We start from the raw sequence: 14,813 nt of genomic DNA on the forward strand, positions 1-14,813 counted from the left end.
GAAGGAAAAATCATGCATATTGCGGTGCTTGCCGGAGACGGTATTGGTCAGGAAATCATGGTCGAGGCGCTGCGCGTTCTGGAAGCTATGGAATTGGCGGGCCTGCGGCTCGAGCACGCCGATGTCGGCGGTATAGCCTATCGTAACCATGGCCATCCACTGCCACCGGAAACGGTCGCGCTGGCGAAATCGGCCGATGCGGTCCTGTTCGGCGCGGTCGGTGATCCGTCCTGCGACAATCTGGAACGCCACCTGCGCCCCGAACAGGCGGTGCTCGGCTTGCGCAAGGAAATGCAGACTTTTGCCAATTTGCGACCCGCCAAAATGTTCCCGGGCATGGAAGATGCTTCCGGCCTCAAGCCCGAAATCGCATGCACCATCGATGTTGTGATTGTCCGCGAACTCAACGGCGATGTCTATTTTGGCGAGAAGGGCATGCGCAAGACGGCGGACGGCCTGCGCGAAGGCTATGACATCATGTCCTATGACGAGAGCGAAGTCCGGCGCATCGCGCATGTCGCTTTCCGGACCGCCATGGTGCGGGGCAAGAGGCTTTGTTCGGTCGACAAGGCCAATGTGCTGGAAACATCGCAATTGTGGCGCGACGTGATGATCGAGACGTCGGCCGAATATCCGGAGGTTGAGCTCAGCCACATGTATGTAGATAATGCGGCGATGCAGCTGGTGCGCAACCCGGGCCAGTTTGATGTGGTCGTCACCGGCAATCTGTTCGGCGATATTCTCTCCGACCAGGCGAGCATGTGCGTCGGCTCGATCGGCCTGCTGGCGTCGGCATCGCTCGGCGAAGGCACCAAGGGCCTCTACGAACCGATCCACGGCAGCGCGCCGGATATCGCAGGGCAGGGCATTGCCAATCCCTCGGCGATGATATTGTCCGCAGCGATGATGTTGCGGCACAGTTTCGGCATGGACGCCGAGGCGGACCGGGTCGAGGCAGCGGTTGCCGCCGTGCTCGCTCAAGGGGTTCTCGGCCATGATCTGGGCGGCGAGGCTTCGACCACGGAAATCGGCGATGCTATTGTCGCGCAGCTGACGGGCGGCTAGGGGAGAAATATGAAAAGAAACACTGGCCAAGACCGCGAGATCACCAAGAACTGGCGTCCGGCGACCAAGGCGATCCGTAGCGGCACGATGCGTAGCGAATTCGGCGAGACATCCGAAGCCCTGTTCCTGACCTCCGGATATACTTATGATTGTGCAGAGGATGCTGCTGCCCGCTTTAGCGGCGACCAGGACGGCATGACCTACAGCCGTCTGCAAAATCCGACGGTGCAGATGCTGGAAGAACGGATCGCGATGATGGAAGGAGCGGAAGCCTGCCGCACCATGGCATCGGGCATGGCTGCCATGACAGCAGCATTGCTCTGCCAGCTGGAAGCTGGCGATCATGTCGTTGCCAGTCGCGCTTTATTTGGATCCTGCCGCTGGCTGACCGACAGTTTGCTCCCCAAATTCGGGATCGAGACGACCGTCGTAGACGGCCGCGAGATTGAAAATTGGGAGCAGGCGATCAGGCCGAACACCAAGGTTTTCTTCTTTGAGACGCCCGCCAATCCGACCATGGAAGTGATCGATATCCGCAGCGTCTGTGCTCTGGCGCGGGCCAAAGGTATCACCAGTGTGGTCGACAATGCTTTTGCCACCAATGTACTGCAGCGGCCGATGGAATTCGGCGCCGATGTGGTCGCCTATAGCGCGACCAAGATGATGGACGGCCAGGGGCGTGTATTGGCCGGCGCCGTCTGCGGCACGGAAGAATTTATCGAAGGTCCGTTGCTCGCTTTCATCCGCAACACCGGGCCCACGCTCAGCGCATTCAACGCATGGGTTGTGCTCAAGGGATTGGAGACGCTGGACCTGCGCATCCGCCGGCAGAGCGATAATGCGCTCGAAGTTGGCAGGTTTCTGGAGCAACGGGTCGAGAAAATCTTGCACCCCGGTCTGCCCAGCCACCCGCAGCACAATCTGGCGATGAGCCAGATGGAGGCCGCCGGGCCGATCTTCTCGCTCTATGTCGGTGGCGGACGCGCCCGTGCGCACGGCCTGCTCAACGGGTTGAACCTGATCGATATTTCCAATAATATCGGGGACAGTCGTTCGCTGATGTGCCATCCGTCAACGACCACCCACCACGGGCTGGGAGAAGAGGGCAGGCTCGAGATCGGGATTACCGAAGACATGATCCGGATCAATGTCGGGCTGGAAGATCCGGCCGATTTGCTCAAAGATCTGGATCAGGCCCTTTCGTCTGTGGGGCTTTAACTCTATATCATGTCCATGGAATCATTCTTCCCGTTTGCTGAAACCACCGAAGGCGTCACCGTGCGCGTCTCGGTGACATTCCTGCCGGAGCAATCCGACATCGATAGCAAACGCTGGTTCTGGGCCTATCATGTGCGGATCGAGAATCATCGCGACACTGCGGTGCAGTTGTTGACTCGACATTGGCGGATAAATGACCAGCGCGGTGGCCTGCAAATGGTCGATGGCGACGGGGTAATCGGCGAGCAGCCGATCATCCAGCCGGGCAAATCCCACGATTATGTTTCGGGTTGTCCGCTCAGCACTCCCAGGGGCTCGATGGAAGGTCATTTTGTCATGGTAGGCGACACGCCACCGGCTTTTGAAGTCCGTATTCCCCGTTTCCTTCTCTCTGAACCGACGGTCGAGCAATGAAGCGCACCCATTTGCCATTGAACGGGCTGCGTGTGCTCGATGCCGCCGCCCGGCACCTCAGCTTTACCAAAGCTGCCGATGAACTGGCGGTAACGCCAGCGGCTGTCGGACAGCAAATCCGCGCGCTTGAGGATATGCTGGGCGTTGTGATGTTCCGGCGGACACCCAAAGGGCTGGAACTGACCGATGAGGCCTCTGCCGGGCTGGACGCGCTGCGTTCCGGCTTTTTGCAATTCGAGGAAGCGGTTCGGGCGATGCAGTCGGGCCAGTCTTCGCACAAGCTGACGATCGCCGCGCCGCGCGACTTCACCCAGAAATGGCTGAACGAGAGACTGGCCGGTTTCTCCGCCGACCATCCCGATACCAGTTTCGCGCTGGTCGCTGCAGATGATGAAATTGATTTCACCGAAGCCAATCTCGACGTAGCGATCTGGCTGGGCGACGGGCCGGGCCAGCATGAAGGCAAGATGCTCGGCGATACCGTGTTTGTGAAAGTTTCTGCTCCGGGGCAGAAGGGCGGCAACAAGATTGACTGGCCGGGCTGCCCCATTTCCGAAGGCGAGGAAACATTGATGCGTGTTGCCGATGGCGGTCTTGCCATAGAGGCTGCGGTCAACGGCTTTGGCTATGCCTGGGTCCCGAAGATGCTGGTCCAGCGCGATCTGGCGGCGGGCCGGGTCGAGATTATCGGCGAAGACAGCGTGTCGTCGCGCGGTTACTGGCTGATGGCGCCGCTCCCGCAATGGCGTCAGCAGAAGGTGAAGGCTCTGGTCGAGGCTCTGGCCGGAGCATAGGTCTCCCGGCTGTTTAGCTATTGCTCCGCGAGCAGATTTACCAACCGTGTCGTCAGCGCCAGCAGTTCGCTCTCCTGAAGCGATTGCGAGCTGTCATTCCAGTTGACGGTGACGGCGTAGCTTTTGCCGGTTTTGGACCCCAGCAGGAAATTATAGGACAAGACCCCGGGTTCTGATCCGCCCTTATAGCCGAAATAGGCCCATTTCCGGGCTGCGTCCTGTCCGATCCCGGGGTTGATCGCCAGGATAGCCCGGGTATCCGCGCTCGCGTTCCGGTGGAGATAGGCGAGCAGCCTCACGATATCCGCTGGAGTCGCAAACCATTCCAGTTGATTGATGAAATTGGGCTTGTTGGTCAGGACGCGTGGATCGATGCTGTCGAGCGTCAATGCGCGGTCATATTCGGTCAGCAGGCGCTCGCGTTCCGCCGGATCAGCAGCGAGATATTTGTCTCTCAGAATTTCATGCACGGGCATTTTCAGGGCAGAGGCTTGGCGCGTCATCAATATCGGGCGCAACTCGTCCGGATCGTGATGGCCTGCGGCTCTCACAATCCCGGCCAGTTTTTTCTGTCCGATGGCCCGGATCAACGTGTCGGTAGCGCTATTGTCGCTGATCGAGATCATCAGCGTCGCCAGCGTATGCAGCGTGACCGGCGACCGATCGGGCCAGTTCTGGCTGACGCCGGACGGATGGGATTTGGGCCCCAGTTCTACGACATCGGACCATTGCCGTTCACCGGCTCGCACAGCGCGGTCGAGCTCAGCCAATATATAGAGTTTGAATGTGGAAGCGATGGCATAGCGGCCGTCGGGATCAATCGCGGCAACAGGCGGAAGGGCGGCTGTATCCAGTTGCTGGATCAATAGTCCCTGCCGACCGGGCAGGGCATCAATCGCGGCAATGACGTCATCGAGCGAGCCGGCATCGGCTTCGAACCCGGTCAGAAGAAGGCCGGAAATCCGATGCGGGGCGGCTGTTTCGAGATCAATGTTGACCGTGCCGATCGACTTTTCGAAGCGGACCTTGAGGATTGCCGAATTGGCGTTGCGGGGGGTGATTGAGGCAATTTCGACAGCTTGTCCTTGCTGCGTCCGCACTTGCGCGGTGAGCGTGCGGAACCGGGCAGGCGGTACGGCGTTGCGGAAATTCTCGTCGAAAACCTCCGCTTCGATTTCTTCGCCCTGAAGCAGCCGAAGCACATCATTGGCGCGCGCCGAAAGCTGATTGGATATACCGGATTGTGTCTGCGCTTTGGCAGGGCTTGCGTTGAGCGCGAAAGAAACAGGCAGAAGGCAAAGCGCGAAAACATATAGGAACCGCACGATAATCTCCCGTAACCTTATTCAGTCAGGCCCCAACCACTAGGCGTCGATCACATCTTCATCAAGGCTGGCAGCATTTTGCTGTATGAAGTTGAACCGGTGCTCGGGGTTCTTGCCCATCAGCCGGTCGACCAGATCCTTGACGCTCGCGCGCTGCTCATATTCCTGCGGCAAAGTCACCTTGAACATCGAGCGGGTTTTCGGGTCCATCGTCGTTTCGCGCAGCTGGGACGGGTTCATTTCGCCGAGACCCTTGAAGCGGCTGACGTCGACCTTCTTGCCCTTGAACGGACCATTTTCGATTTTTGTCCGGGCCGCGTCATCCTGAGCATAGAGGCTCTTGCTCCCTGCACTGATCCGGTAGAGCGGCGGCCGCGCGAGATAGAGATGTCCGCGCCGGACCATTTCGGGCATTTCCTGGAAGAAAAAGGTCATCAGCAAAGTCGCGATATGGGCACCGTCGACATCGGCGTCGGTCATGATGATCACCCGCTCGTAGCGCAGATTATCTGGCTCGCAATCCTTGCGGGTGCCGCAGCCGAGAGCGAGAATCAGATCGGCAATTTCGCTGTTGGCCATGATCTTTGCGTTATTGGCCGATGCCACGTTGAGAATTTTACCACGGATTGGAAGAATAGCCTGGGTCTTGCGTTCCCGCGCCTGTTTGGCAGAACCGCCAGCGCTGTCGCCTTCGACGATGAACAATTCGGTGCCCTCGGGATCGCCGATCGAACAATCGGTCAGCTTGCCGGGGAGACGGACCTTGCGGCCCGATGTCGCGGTCTTGCGCTTGACTTCGCGCTCGGCCTTGCGCTTCAGACGCTCGTCCATCCGCTCCATGACAAAGCCGAGCAAAGCCTTGCCGCGATCCATGTTGTCGGTGAGGAAATGGTCGAAATGGTCGCGCACTGCGTTTTCGACAAATTTGGCTGCTTCCGGAGAGGTCAGGCGGTCCTTGGTCTGGCTCTGGAACTGCGGATCGCGGATGAACACGGACAGCATCATTTCACCGCCGGAGATGATATCGTCTGCGGTCAGCTGTGACGCCTTCTTGATCTGCACCAGTTCACCGAAAGCGCGCAATCCTTTGACAAGGGCGTTACGAAGACCGGTTTCGTGGGTGCCGCCATTGGGCGTCGGAATAGTATTACAATACCAGCTGTAGCTGCCATCGGTCCAGATCGGCCAGGTGATCGCCCATTCGACGCGACCCTGACTGTCGGGAAAATCCTGATTGCCGGCAAAGAAATCCGTGGTGACGCACTCGCGTCCGGACAATTGTTCGCGCAGGTGATCCGACAGGCCACCGGGGAACTGGAATGTTGCTTCCGCCGGGACATCGTCGCTGGCCTGACTTTCGTCGCATTTCCAGCGGATTTCTACGCCAGCGTAAAGATAGGCCTTGGAGCGCGCCAGTTTGAACAGTCGCGCAGCCTTGAACAGGTTGCCCTCACCGAAAATCTCGATATCGGGAACGAAGGATATGCTGGTGCCGCGGCGATTGGGCGCTGTGCCAACCTCCTCGAGTTTGGAAGTTGCGAGCCCCTGTGAAAAGGTCTGGCGATAGATGGTCTTGTTCCGCGCTACCTCGACGACCGTGTCGGAGGACAGGGCGTTGACGACGGAGACGCCGACGCCATGCAGACCGCCCGATGTCGCATAGGCCTTGTCGGAGAATTTGCCGCCCGAGTGGAGCGTCGTCATGATCACTTCGAGCGCCGATTTGCCCGGGAATTTCGGATGGGGATCGACCGGAATGCCGCGGCCATTATCGGTAACGGTCAGGCGGTTTTCGGAATCCAGCGTGATTTCTATTCGGCTGGCATGGCCGGCGACCGCTTCGTCCATACTATTGTCGATAACTTCGGCAGCGAGATGGTGGAGCGCGCGTTCGTCGACGCCGCCAATGTACATGCCCGGTCGCTTGCGAACAGGCTCGAGACCTTCGAGAACCTCGATTGCCGAAGCATCATAGTCACCGGTTTTGGATTGGGTTGGCGGGTTGGAACCGAACAGATCATCAGACATGTTCGATCCTATAAGAGCGCAGGAGTCACACTGGCAAGAGACTTATTGGGTCTCTTGCCAGTACATTGAAAATTCTTGTGATTTGGTGGTTTGTTCAGCGAACTCGCGGACCGCCGAAGGGCAGCGGTGGCGGTGCGCGACGGGCACCGCGAGGCAATTGGGCCTGGAACGCGCGACCGCAATGTTCGACGCAATAGGGAAAGCCCGGATTCACTTCTTCGCCGCAGAAATGGAAGTCGGGTTCGCCGGGATGGTTGATCGGCCAGCGACAGATTTTGTCATTCAGGTCGAGCAGGCTGGTCTTGTCGGCAATTTCTTCGCTCGGCTTGGCCGGAACCAGACGGCGCGGCGGTGCTGGCGGAATCGGTGCCTGCTGGTCGCCGGGACCCTGGCGCAAGAAGCCGCCGGGGCCGACGGATACGATCTTCGGTCCGTCATGCTTGGGCTGACGCGCCTGCTGGGCCGCGTGGGTACGGGCTGCCGGTGTTGGTGGTGGCATGGCGCGACGCGCGACATGCTCTTCCTTCGGCTTGGCAACGGTGCCAGCCTTTGCCGGAGGCTTTTTCGGCTTGGCCGCCGGTTTTGCATCTTTTTTGGCTTTGGGCTTGGCCTTTACCGGAGACGGGCGTGACTTCAGGCCAAGGCGATGGGCCTTGCCGATCACAGCGTTACGACTGACGCCGCCCAGTTCTTCAGCGATCTGGCTAGCTGTCAGGCCTTTTTCCCACATATTCTTCAGCGAATCGATCCGCTCATCCGTCCAAGCCATGCAAAGTCCTAATCATCTCGAGTTCGGGGGCGATATAGGGTTGCCGGGGTTAATATACAACCACGTTAATGGTCGGGTCGCAGCACAATATAGGCTTGTGATTGGCACTGGGAGCCGATAGGCGGAAAGAATATGCTCGACCAACCCGAAAAAGATCACCCGTCAGACCTGCCGTTCAATGCCATGCGCTTTGCCGAGCCGGGCGTGCCCGTCATTCGCGGGGTCAATTGGGCTGGATTTTCAGCCCTTTACGGGAAAGAGGTGCGGCGGTTCTTCAAGGTTCAGCTGCAGACGGTCTGGGCGCCTTCGATCACCACATTATTGTTTCTGGTCATATTCACCGTTGCCATGGGTCGCGGCGACCGTAGCGTAATGGGTGTTCCGTTTGCGGACTTTATCGCGCCCGGCCTGATCTGCATGGGCATGCTGCAAAATGCCTTTGCCAACAGCAGCTTTTCGATGCTGGTCGGCAAGATTCAGGGAACGATCATCGACTATCTGACTCCGCCATTGTCGGTCGGGGAATTGCTGGCGGCGCTGGTCGCTGCCTCGATGACACGGGCCGCTCTGGTCGGCTTCGCGGTCTGGCTGGCGATGTTCATCTGGCCCGGCGTTGCCGTCGGAATTGCCCATTGGTGGGCCGTGATCTGGTTTGGCCTGATGGGCGCAGCGATGTTGTCGCTTCTCGGCGTACTGACATCGATCTGGGCGGAAAAATTCGATCATGCCGCTGCGGTTACCAATTTCGTGGTCGCGCCATTGGCACTGCTGTCCGGGACATTTTATTCGATCGACCGTCTGTCGCCGGTGTTTCAGGCCGTCAGTCACGCCAACCCGTTTTTCTATGCAATCTCGGGGTTCCGCTATGGCTTTCTCGGCGTGGCGGATTCGCCGGTCGTTGCGGGTGCGCTGATATTATTGGCGATCAACATCGGGCTGACGATATTATGCTATTTTCTGTTGAAATCGGGCTGGAAAATCAAATCCTGAGCCGCCGCACACCGGTCCTAGTGCCGGTGGATGCCATGTAGCTTATATTGACCGCTCTCCGTCGCATGGAACAGCCGTGCGACATCGGGATGCCCGATCGGCTCGCCACTGTCGTCAGACAACAGATTCTGCTGGCTGACATAAGCGACATAGCTGCTGTCATTGCTTTCCGCGAAAAGATGATAAAAAGGCTGGTCTTTGGGCGGCTGCAGATCTTTCGGAATGGCTTCGTACCATTCTTCGCTATTCGCGAACACCGGATCGATATCATAGATCACGCCGCGAAAATCAAAAATGCGGTGGCGTACGACATCACCAATGGCGAAGCGGGCAGCGAGGATGTCCGGCGTGTTGGCTGGCAAGGGATTGCCGGACTTATATGGATCTAATGAATTCATGATCCCAATTTAGGCGTTTCGGGGTCAGATGCAAGCACCGCATCTGCAATCGTGCATGGCGAAGCTTGAAAACAAGCAATTGCTAGCCCGAGGTGAGCCCGGCATAAGCTAAGGGCTTCGCAGCATAGATATTGATAAACTTGCCGACCTCTGTGAATCGATTGTCGCGCAATGATCGACGATCAGTCACAGCTCTCTATATGGTCAGCCGTCAGGCAATGGGGGGGCAGGTGATGACGAGACGCCCATGAGGCCGGAGTCCGGCTGGACACAGGGCCTGCTTTGTCTGTGGAGGTGCGTTAGGGATTCGAACCCTAGATACCATTGCTGGCATACCGCATTTCGAGTGCGGCGCTTTCGACCACTCAGCCAACGCACCTCATAGACGGGGCAGCATCTAGCGATGATCGAGCGACCCCGCAACCCATAACGGAACGTCGGGAATATTCGTCCTTTCATTCGCTCGTTTTGGAAAGCAAGGCGCTTCGCTCTCGCCGTCCGAACTTCGAATTGGAGACGAGATTCGTGCATTTTTTTTCGATATCCTTCCGCAACGCTCTGCTGAATCTGACTTGAAATTTCGTCAGATCAGGTCCAATTCACCGCCATTCCTGTGGCGGTGTGAGTGAGAGTTTCCGGTTTTGTCGAAGATGGTCACAGACATTGATCTTCAAGGTCCTCGCCATTGGGTGACAAGGCTGCTCCTGAGCGGCCTGCTGGTCGTTGCGAGCCTGTCGTTTGCAATGCAGCCGCCCGCGTCGAAAGGCCTTGGTGCCGAGCAAAGCCACGACCAGTTTTCTACCGCAATCTCCACGGGGGCCGGGCCCTATATTCTGGGCAAGACATCCCAGACGATACAGCTTGCCCGAAAGCAGATCGCAAAAGACAGCGGCCCGGACAAAGCATCCAGAATATTGGTCGCGAGCCATTTTCCCGGGTCCGGTACGGTTGCCGGATTTGCTTCCCGTAACGCGCATGCCGGCTATTTTGCAGAGCATATATTATTTCGCAGCCGTTCGCGCACGATATCGACCCGAGCGCCCCCTACGCATTTTTCAGGCTAGAAAATAACCAGGCTCCCCGGGAGTCTTTCGGCAATATCATGGATCAGCCTGCCTTTGCAGAATGCTGATCGTGACTGAAATTGAAATGCATAAAATGAATGAAATCGAAAATGGCACTGTCGTGCAGACGGCAGAGAGCGGGCGCTTATATGTTGAAAAGCTGCTCACAAAATATCCTTCAACAACCGACGACGAGAATCTGGCGATACTGGAGTTTCTGGGAAACGGGTCGGCGCTTGATGCTGCCTTGCTGACTTGCAACGAGACGATTGCGGAAAAACTGAAGGCGTTCAGACATGACAACCGCAAGCAGCTTGGCTTCACGTCGCGAAACTGGGTTGGCCTGGCAATCGTGCTGGGTTTGGTCGCACTTGCGGTCTACTTGATGTGGGACCTTGGACTTTAGCAAAATAGGGAGCCGAAGCGGTCACAGGGCAGGTATATCCTGTCCTGTGGCCCTTCGCCATGCAAGCGTCCTGATCGAGGGGCAAATAATTTTTCGGGATGGATGAAAATCCGGGGCTGTGTCGTTCTCCTGCCAGCAACTCAAAAAAGGAGGCGTGACAATGCGTATTTCATCGATGTTTTTAGGTCTGGCTCTTGTTGGCGCAACAACTGCACCGGCTCTTGCCCATGCTGGCGACGAAAGCCACGCCGTGGTGCGGACGGAACCGATTGCCGGCGTTTACAATAAATTCTGGTATAATTATCTCGTCGACATTCTCGAGGCCGACAAGGAGCTGAAAAGCGATCTGAACCGCGCAACCGACGAAGAAGACAAGCGCGATGCCTGGGAAGAATATGAGCATGAACTGGTCGACGCCGACAAGGATTATGTCGAGGAAATGCGCGATCGCAACTATCGGGTCGCCCGGGTGACCGTCGGCAACTAGGTCGGAACTTAATAAAGGAAAAAGGCGGGATTTGGTCCCGCCTTTTTTTTGCCCGCTATGTGGGCAGATTCCGGCGGGAGGATTATTCCCAGCCTGATTCCAGCAATTTGCGTTCGGCCTCGGCATCTGCCGGCGCGTCCGCCATCATCTCTGCGGCGATTGCATTGACCGCGCTGCTCGACGCCTGCCGATAGTCGCTCTCGTTGCCGCCGGGCAATGTGCTGACCATCTTCCATTGCTGCCCGTCGCGGCAGCCGATGCCCGACACCGCCTCGCCGGTGAAGCTGCGGCAGATGCTGCCGGTCTTGGCGCGGAAGGTCAGGCCGATGCGATAGTCGCTGTCGTCGGGCTGCGCCGATGCAAGCTGGGTCTCAAGCGCATCTTCAAGAGGACCACTGGCGACCAGCGCGCCGTCTTGTTGTGCAAAGGGAGCGTCCGAGCCGCCGCCCATTCCATATTGGCCGACCACGACACCCAAGGCCAGAGTCGCCGCCATTGCGCCCCATTGGGCGATGCCCATGCTGCGGCGTCGTTGCTTGCTTTCTTCCTGTTCGGCTTTGCGTGCGGTGAAACTGCTGTCGATATTGGATGCCGCAGAAGCGTTAAGCATCGCGGCCAGACGATCGGGAACCGCTTCTTCGGCTACCGGAGCATAATGGGCGGAAAGCTTGTTTCTGAGTGATTGCGCCTGCTCAATCCGCCTGGCCAGCGCTGGATCGGTTTCCATCGCCTTCTCGATACGATTGACGGTCACCTCATCGCATTCACCATCTACATAAGCCATGATCGTTGCTTCATCAAAACTCATGCTGCTTCTCCGAGTTCGCGTTGCAGGGCTTCGCGGCCGCGCACCAAGCGAGATGTTAATGTCCCGATCGGGATGTCGAGCAAGGCCGCGGCTTCCTTGTAAGCAAAGCCTTCCACCAGAACGAGAGACACTGCCTCGCGCTGTTCCATCGGCAGACGATCCATCGCCCGGTCGACGTCATTCAGCTCCATCCGGCTTTCCATCCGCTGATGATCGTCGCCGGCGATATTCTCCATAGCGCTATCGTCATTGGCGACATGTTTATGACGGCCCGCCGCGCGCACCGTGTCGATCCAAATATTACGGGTAATTCTGTACATCCAGCTATCCAGTCTTGTTCCGGTCTGCCACTGGTCGCGCTTGTTCAGGGCGCGCTCAAGGGCCATCTGACACAGGTCATCTGCATCATTGATATCGCGCGTCAGGCTGCGGGCAAAGCGCCGCAGTCGCGGGAGTAACTCCAGCAGATCCTGTTCAAAGGCCATTCAGCGCGGATATCCTTTATTCATTGTCTATGGATGAAACGACGGACTTGCTTCGTTTAATCCACGAATGCGAAAAAAAAGCAATCGACTTGGATTGCCAAACCGCAACCGGCGCATAAGGAAGCAGACATGAAAACCATAGCCAAATGGATCGCCGCGACATTGCTGCTGCTTACGCCGGCTGCTGCCTTGCCGCAGCTTGCGCTGCCGGGTGTCGGGCCAGTTTTGCCGCTTCCGGACCGTTCTCTGAGCAACATAACCGAACCACTGGTGGATCCGGTAAGCGGGATGGTCGATGCCAGCGTGCTGGACCGTTTGAGCAAATCGGAACTCCGGACATTGTTGAACCGGTTACGGATCGGTCAGGTTAACCAGTTCCTGCGTCAGAATCATGACTATGTAGAGCCAGACCGCAATGGCGACCCCGCCGTCCGTGGCGTGCTGATTGTCACTGGCATATCGCCCGCCTCTCTTGAACGGGCGCAGAAAGAAGGTTTTGAAATATTGGAGCGATCCGAAATCGAAGGCATCGACCTCAGCTATGTGAAATTTGCAACGCGGCCGGACAAGCCGTTAAAATCGGAACAGAAGCAGCTGCAAAAGCTTGCTCGCGAAGCGGAAGTCAGCGCCGATAATATCTATTTCACCAGCGGTGCGGTTGCGATTCCGGTCAATGCATCGGCACTGGCCAGCAGTGCGTTGGCCAGTGGCGCGGTCCGGTCCGGTGCGATGGGACTGATAGACGGCGGCGTTGCGCGTCATAGGGCGATTGCCATGCCGGTCGAGCAACGCGGCTTTGCCAGGGGCGCGCCGATTGCGAGCAGTCACGCCACCGCGATTGCATCGCTTGTCTCCAGCAGCCTCAAAGCCAATGCGCGCGGTCTGCTGGCCGCTGATATATATGGCAGCGATCCTGCCGGTGGTAATGCGACTGCTATTGCCCGGGCCTTGGGCTGGATGGCGCAACGGAACGTCCCGGTCGTCGCCGTCAGTCTGGTAGGACCCGACAACGCTCTGCTCGGTCGCGCCGTCAGGGCTGCACAGCAAAAAGGAATGTTGGTCGTGGCCGCGGTCGGCAATGACGGTCCAGCTGCCCCGGCGCGTTATCCGGCAGCCTATAAGGGCGTGATCGGGGTCACCGGTGTCGATCGACGGGAACGTGCGTTGCCTGAAGCAGGGATTGCAACGCCTGTAGATTTCGCCGCTCCCGGTGCAGGGATCAAAGGGGCATCACTTGATGGTACGCTCGTGCCGCTGCGCGGAACCTCCTTTGCGGCACCGCTCGTGGCAGCGCGTCTGCTTGCGCATTATCCGGCGACAAATATCAGCAAAATCGAGTCGGCGGTAACCGGGTTGATCAACGAGGCCAAAGATCTCGGCAAAAACGGCGCGGACAAGATCTATGGCCATGGTCTGGTCTGCGGAAACTGTGGCGTTCGCTAGTTTTTCAAGTTTTTTTGCAATTAATGGATTAAAACGCAAAACGGCATCGTTCTCCATACAGACGGCGAAAATATCATCGTCCTGCAAGGAGAAAGAACATGAAGAAACTTATTATCAGCACATTGACCATCGCATTGATGACCGCAGCCCCAGCCTCGGCGCAGTTGCTTGGCGGCAGCGGCGGATTGGGCGGCAGCCTGGGTGGCGGCCTCGGCGGTTCGCTTGGCAGCACTCTGGGTTCGGACACGATCGGCCGCACGACCGGCACCATCGCCGGTAGCGGTGATGTGACAAATTCCACCCGTATTGATCGCACGATTGATACGCAGTCGGGCCAAGTCGCTACGGATGCGCAGAGCAATTCCAGCGCGAATGGTTCGCTGATCGGGGCTGCCGATTTGCCGAGCAATGCCGTCACCGGTTCCGCTAGCGGCTCCGCTTCAAACTCGGCGAACGGCAGTGCCAACGCCAGCCTGATCGGGACTGACGCTGTTCGCTCAACTACCGGGCAAGTGGTTGGTACCGCCCGCAACGCAGCGGGAAGCGCACAATCGGCTGTCGGCGGCGTTGCTTCAAATGCTGCCAATAGCGCATCGGGTGTCGGTTCGCTGACCGGCAGCGCGGCTGGTAGCGGCATGGCAATGGGTAATCTTGGCCAGCTGGCCGCTTCCGGCAGCTCGGCTGCAAATGCTGGCGGTATGTTCGCGGTTGCACCCGGCATGCCCATCGAAGATCCCAAGGGCCGGGTTGTCGGCTATGTCCAATCGGTTAAACAATCGGGCGCGGGTGTCGTGCAATCGGTGATCGTCGAAACCGGCAACCGTACCGCAGAATTGCCGGCCGCCAACTTCGCCGGATCGGGTGATGTTCTGGTCACCGGGATGAGCAAGGGTGAAGTCAAAAAAGCTTCGAAAGCACAGGATGCCGCATCGGCTAGCGAATCCAGTCAATAAGCAGGTCGTGGAAATGGTAGCGATGATCTAGTCGCGTACCCCTGATCATCTAGCCATTTCGCGCAGGAAGCGTGCCGGATATTTGTCCGGCACGCTTTTTTGCGCCGTGCCAGCACCATCGCGTTGCCATTTCCTTGTTGGCGATCGCATCATGAAACGATGTTTT

The 14,813-nt window shown here is 58.0% G+C and carries 16 protein-coding genes and 1 tRNA gene; 10 read left to right on the forward strand and 7 right to left on the reverse strand.

From position 1 onward, the window contains the following. Positions 1-12 precede the first annotated feature (12 nt). Genes leuB through AACZ86_RS04580 form a run of 4 tightly spaced genes read left to right on the forward strand, consistent with a single transcriptional unit; the run spans position 13 to position 3,491 of the window. Positions 13-1,065 carry a 3-isopropylmalate dehydrogenase gene (gene leuB, locus AACZ86_RS04565; RefSeq protein ID WP_339689729.1) on the forward strand — a complete coding sequence of 351 codons (1,053 nt, stop codon included), beginning with the start codon at positions 13-15 and terminating at the stop codon, positions 1,063-1,065. A 9-nt stretch (positions 1,066-1,074) separates the two neighbouring features. After that, positions 1,075-2,283: an aminotransferase class I/II-fold pyridoxal phosphate-dependent enzyme gene (locus tag AACZ86_RS04570; protein ID WP_339689731.1), complete on the forward strand. Its 1,209-nt coding sequence runs from the start codon at positions 1,075-1,077 to the stop codon at positions 2,281-2,283. Positions 2,284-2,298: 15 nt separating this feature from the next. Then, positions 2,299-2,697: a Co2+/Mg2+ efflux protein ApaG gene (gene apaG, locus AACZ86_RS04575; RefSeq protein ID WP_339690244.1), complete on the forward strand. Its 399-nt coding sequence runs from the start codon at positions 2,299-2,301 to the stop codon at positions 2,695-2,697. Further along, entirely contained in the window at positions 2,694-3,491 is a 798-nt protein-coding gene (locus AACZ86_RS04580) for a LysR family transcriptional regulator (protein ID WP_339689733.1), read from the forward strand. The genes apaG and AACZ86_RS04580 overlap by 4 nt, the downstream gene beginning before the upstream one ends. A gap of 17 nt (positions 3,492-3,508) precedes the next feature. On the opposite strand, the gene AACZ86_RS04585 is transcribed toward AACZ86_RS04580, so the two are convergent. The 3 genes from AACZ86_RS04585 to AACZ86_RS04595 form a co-directional block, all read right to left on the reverse strand. Next, positions 3,509-4,816 carry a serine hydrolase gene (locus tag AACZ86_RS04585; protein ID WP_339689736.1) on the reverse strand — a complete coding sequence of 436 codons (1,308 nt, stop codon included), beginning with the start codon at positions 4,814-4,816 and terminating at the stop codon, positions 3,509-3,511. A gap of 39 nt (positions 4,817-4,855) precedes the next feature. Further along, entirely contained in the window at positions 4,856-6,844 is a 1,989-nt protein-coding gene (gene parE / locus AACZ86_RS04590; RefSeq protein ID WP_339689738.1) for a DNA topoisomerase IV subunit B, read from the reverse strand. A gap of 94 nt (positions 6,845-6,938) precedes the next feature. Beyond that, positions 6,939-7,613 carry a GcrA family cell cycle regulator gene (locus AACZ86_RS04595; protein WP_339689741.1) on the reverse strand — a complete coding sequence of 225 codons (675 nt, stop codon included), beginning with the start codon at positions 7,611-7,613 and terminating at the stop codon, positions 6,939-6,941. 132 nt (positions 7,614-7,745) lie between these two features. Between AACZ86_RS04595 and AACZ86_RS04600 the strand changes: the two genes are divergently transcribed. Beyond that, positions 7,746-8,603: an ABC transporter permease gene (locus AACZ86_RS04600; RefSeq protein WP_339689744.1), complete on the forward strand. Its 858-nt coding sequence runs from the start codon at positions 7,746-7,748 to the stop codon at positions 8,601-8,603. A gap of 17 nt (positions 8,604-8,620) precedes the next feature. On the opposite strand, the gene hspQ is transcribed toward AACZ86_RS04600, so the two are convergent. Next, entirely contained in the window at positions 8,621-9,001 is a 381-nt protein-coding gene (gene hspQ / locus AACZ86_RS04605) for a heat shock protein HspQ (protein WP_339689747.1), read from the reverse strand. 289 nt (positions 9,002-9,290) lie between these two features. After that, positions 9,291-9,380: transfer RNA gene (locus tag AACZ86_RS04610), tRNA-Ser, on the reverse strand. Between the two features lie 310 nt (positions 9,381-9,690). Between AACZ86_RS04610 and AACZ86_RS04615 the strand changes: the two genes are divergently transcribed. The 3 genes from AACZ86_RS04615 to AACZ86_RS04625 all read left to right on the forward strand — a co-directional run bounded on the left by AACZ86_RS04615 (position 9,691) and on the right by AACZ86_RS04625 (position 10,958). Continuing rightward, the gene (locus AACZ86_RS04615; protein ID WP_339689749.1) at positions 9,691-10,065 is read left to right on the forward strand and encodes a hypothetical protein; all 375 of its coding nucleotides are present in this window, start codon (positions 9,691-9,693) and stop codon (positions 10,063-10,065) included. A 94-nt stretch (positions 10,066-10,159) separates the two neighbouring features. Further along, positions 10,160-10,471, forward strand: a complete 312-nt coding sequence (locus tag AACZ86_RS04620) for a hypothetical protein (RefSeq protein WP_339689750.1) — start codon at positions 10,160-10,162, stop codon at positions 10,469-10,471. A 160-nt stretch (positions 10,472-10,631) separates the two neighbouring features. Beyond that, positions 10,632-10,958: a hypothetical protein gene (locus AACZ86_RS04625; RefSeq protein WP_339689751.1), complete on the forward strand. Its 327-nt coding sequence runs from the start codon at positions 10,632-10,634 to the stop codon at positions 10,956-10,958. Between the two features lie 82 nt (positions 10,959-11,040). On the opposite strand, the gene AACZ86_RS04630 is transcribed toward AACZ86_RS04625, so the two are convergent. Beyond that, positions 11,041-11,766 (reverse strand): anti-sigma factor, encoded by a 726-nt coding sequence (locus AACZ86_RS04630; RefSeq protein WP_339689752.1) that lies wholly within the window; start codon positions 11,764-11,766, stop codon positions 11,041-11,043. Next, entirely contained in the window at positions 11,763-12,251 is a 489-nt protein-coding gene (locus AACZ86_RS04635) for an RNA polymerase sigma factor (RefSeq protein ID WP_339689754.1), read from the reverse strand. The genes AACZ86_RS04630 and AACZ86_RS04635 overlap by 4 nt, the downstream gene beginning before the upstream one ends. Before the next feature lie 129 nt (positions 12,252-12,380). Between AACZ86_RS04635 and AACZ86_RS04640 the strand changes: the two genes are divergently transcribed. Together AACZ86_RS04640 and AACZ86_RS04645 are read left to right on the forward strand one after the other, a co-directional pair. Further along, a complete protein-coding gene (locus tag AACZ86_RS04640; protein WP_339689756.1) occupies positions 12,381-13,694 on the forward strand; it encodes a S8 family serine peptidase in 1,314 nt (437 codons plus the stop codon). 98 nt (positions 13,695-13,792) lie between these two features. Then, positions 13,793-14,647, forward strand: coding sequence for a hypothetical protein (locus tag AACZ86_RS04645; protein WP_339689758.1), 855 nt, complete (start codon positions 13,793-13,795; stop codon positions 14,645-14,647). Positions 14,648-14,813: the final 166 nt, after the last annotated feature.

Source organism: uncultured Parasphingorhabdus sp., assembly GCF_963975735.1.
In the GTDB taxonomy this organism is placed as follows: domain Bacteria; phylum Pseudomonadota; class Alphaproteobacteria; order Sphingomonadales; family Sphingomonadaceae; genus Parasphingorhabdus.

Coding starts and splice junctions, on each gene's coding strand:
- AACZ86_RS04625 (WP_339689751.1), top strand. CDS start 10,632: ATGCGTATTTCATCGATGTTTTTAGGTCTGGCTCTTGTTGGCGCAACA.
- AACZ86_RS04630 (WP_339689752.1), bottom strand. CDS start 11,766: ATGAGTTTTGATGAAGCAACGATCATGGCTTATGTAGATGGTGAATGC.
- AACZ86_RS04580 (WP_339689733.1), top strand. CDS start 2,694: ATGAAGCGCACCCATTTGCCATTGAACGGGCTGCGTGTGCTCGATGCC.
- parE (WP_339689738.1), bottom strand. CDS start 6,844: ATGTCTGATGATCTGTTCGGTTCCAACCCGCCAACCCAATCCAAAACC.
- hspQ (WP_339689747.1), bottom strand. CDS start 9,001: ATGAATTCATTAGATCCATATAAGTCCGGCAATCCCTTGCCAGCCAAC.
- AACZ86_RS04635 (WP_339689754.1), bottom strand. CDS start 12,251: ATGGCCTTTGAACAGGATCTGCTGGAGTTACTCCCGCGACTGCGGCGC.
- AACZ86_RS04645 (WP_339689758.1), top strand. CDS start 13,793: ATGAAGAAACTTATTATCAGCACATTGACCATCGCATTGATGACCGCA.
- AACZ86_RS04570 (WP_339689731.1), top strand. CDS start 1,075: ATGAAAAGAAACACTGGCCAAGACCGCGAGATCACCAAGAACTGGCGT.
- leuB (WP_339689729.1), top strand. CDS start 13: ATGCATATTGCGGTGCTTGCCGGAGACGGTATTGGTCAGGAAATCATG.
- AACZ86_RS04640 (WP_339689756.1), top strand. CDS start 12,381: ATGAAAACCATAGCCAAATGGATCGCCGCGACATTGCTGCTGCTTACG.
- apaG (WP_339690244.1), top strand. CDS start 2,299: ATGGAATCATTCTTCCCGTTTGCTGAAACCACCGAAGGCGTCACCGTG.
- AACZ86_RS04620 (WP_339689750.1), top strand. CDS start 10,160: ATGAATGAAATCGAAAATGGCACTGTCGTGCAGACGGCAGAGAGCGGG.
- AACZ86_RS04600 (WP_339689744.1), top strand. CDS start 7,746: ATGCTCGACCAACCCGAAAAAGATCACCCGTCAGACCTGCCGTTCAAT.
- AACZ86_RS04595 (WP_339689741.1), bottom strand. CDS start 7,613: ATGGCTTGGACGGATGAGCGGATCGATTCGCTGAAGAATATGTGGGAA.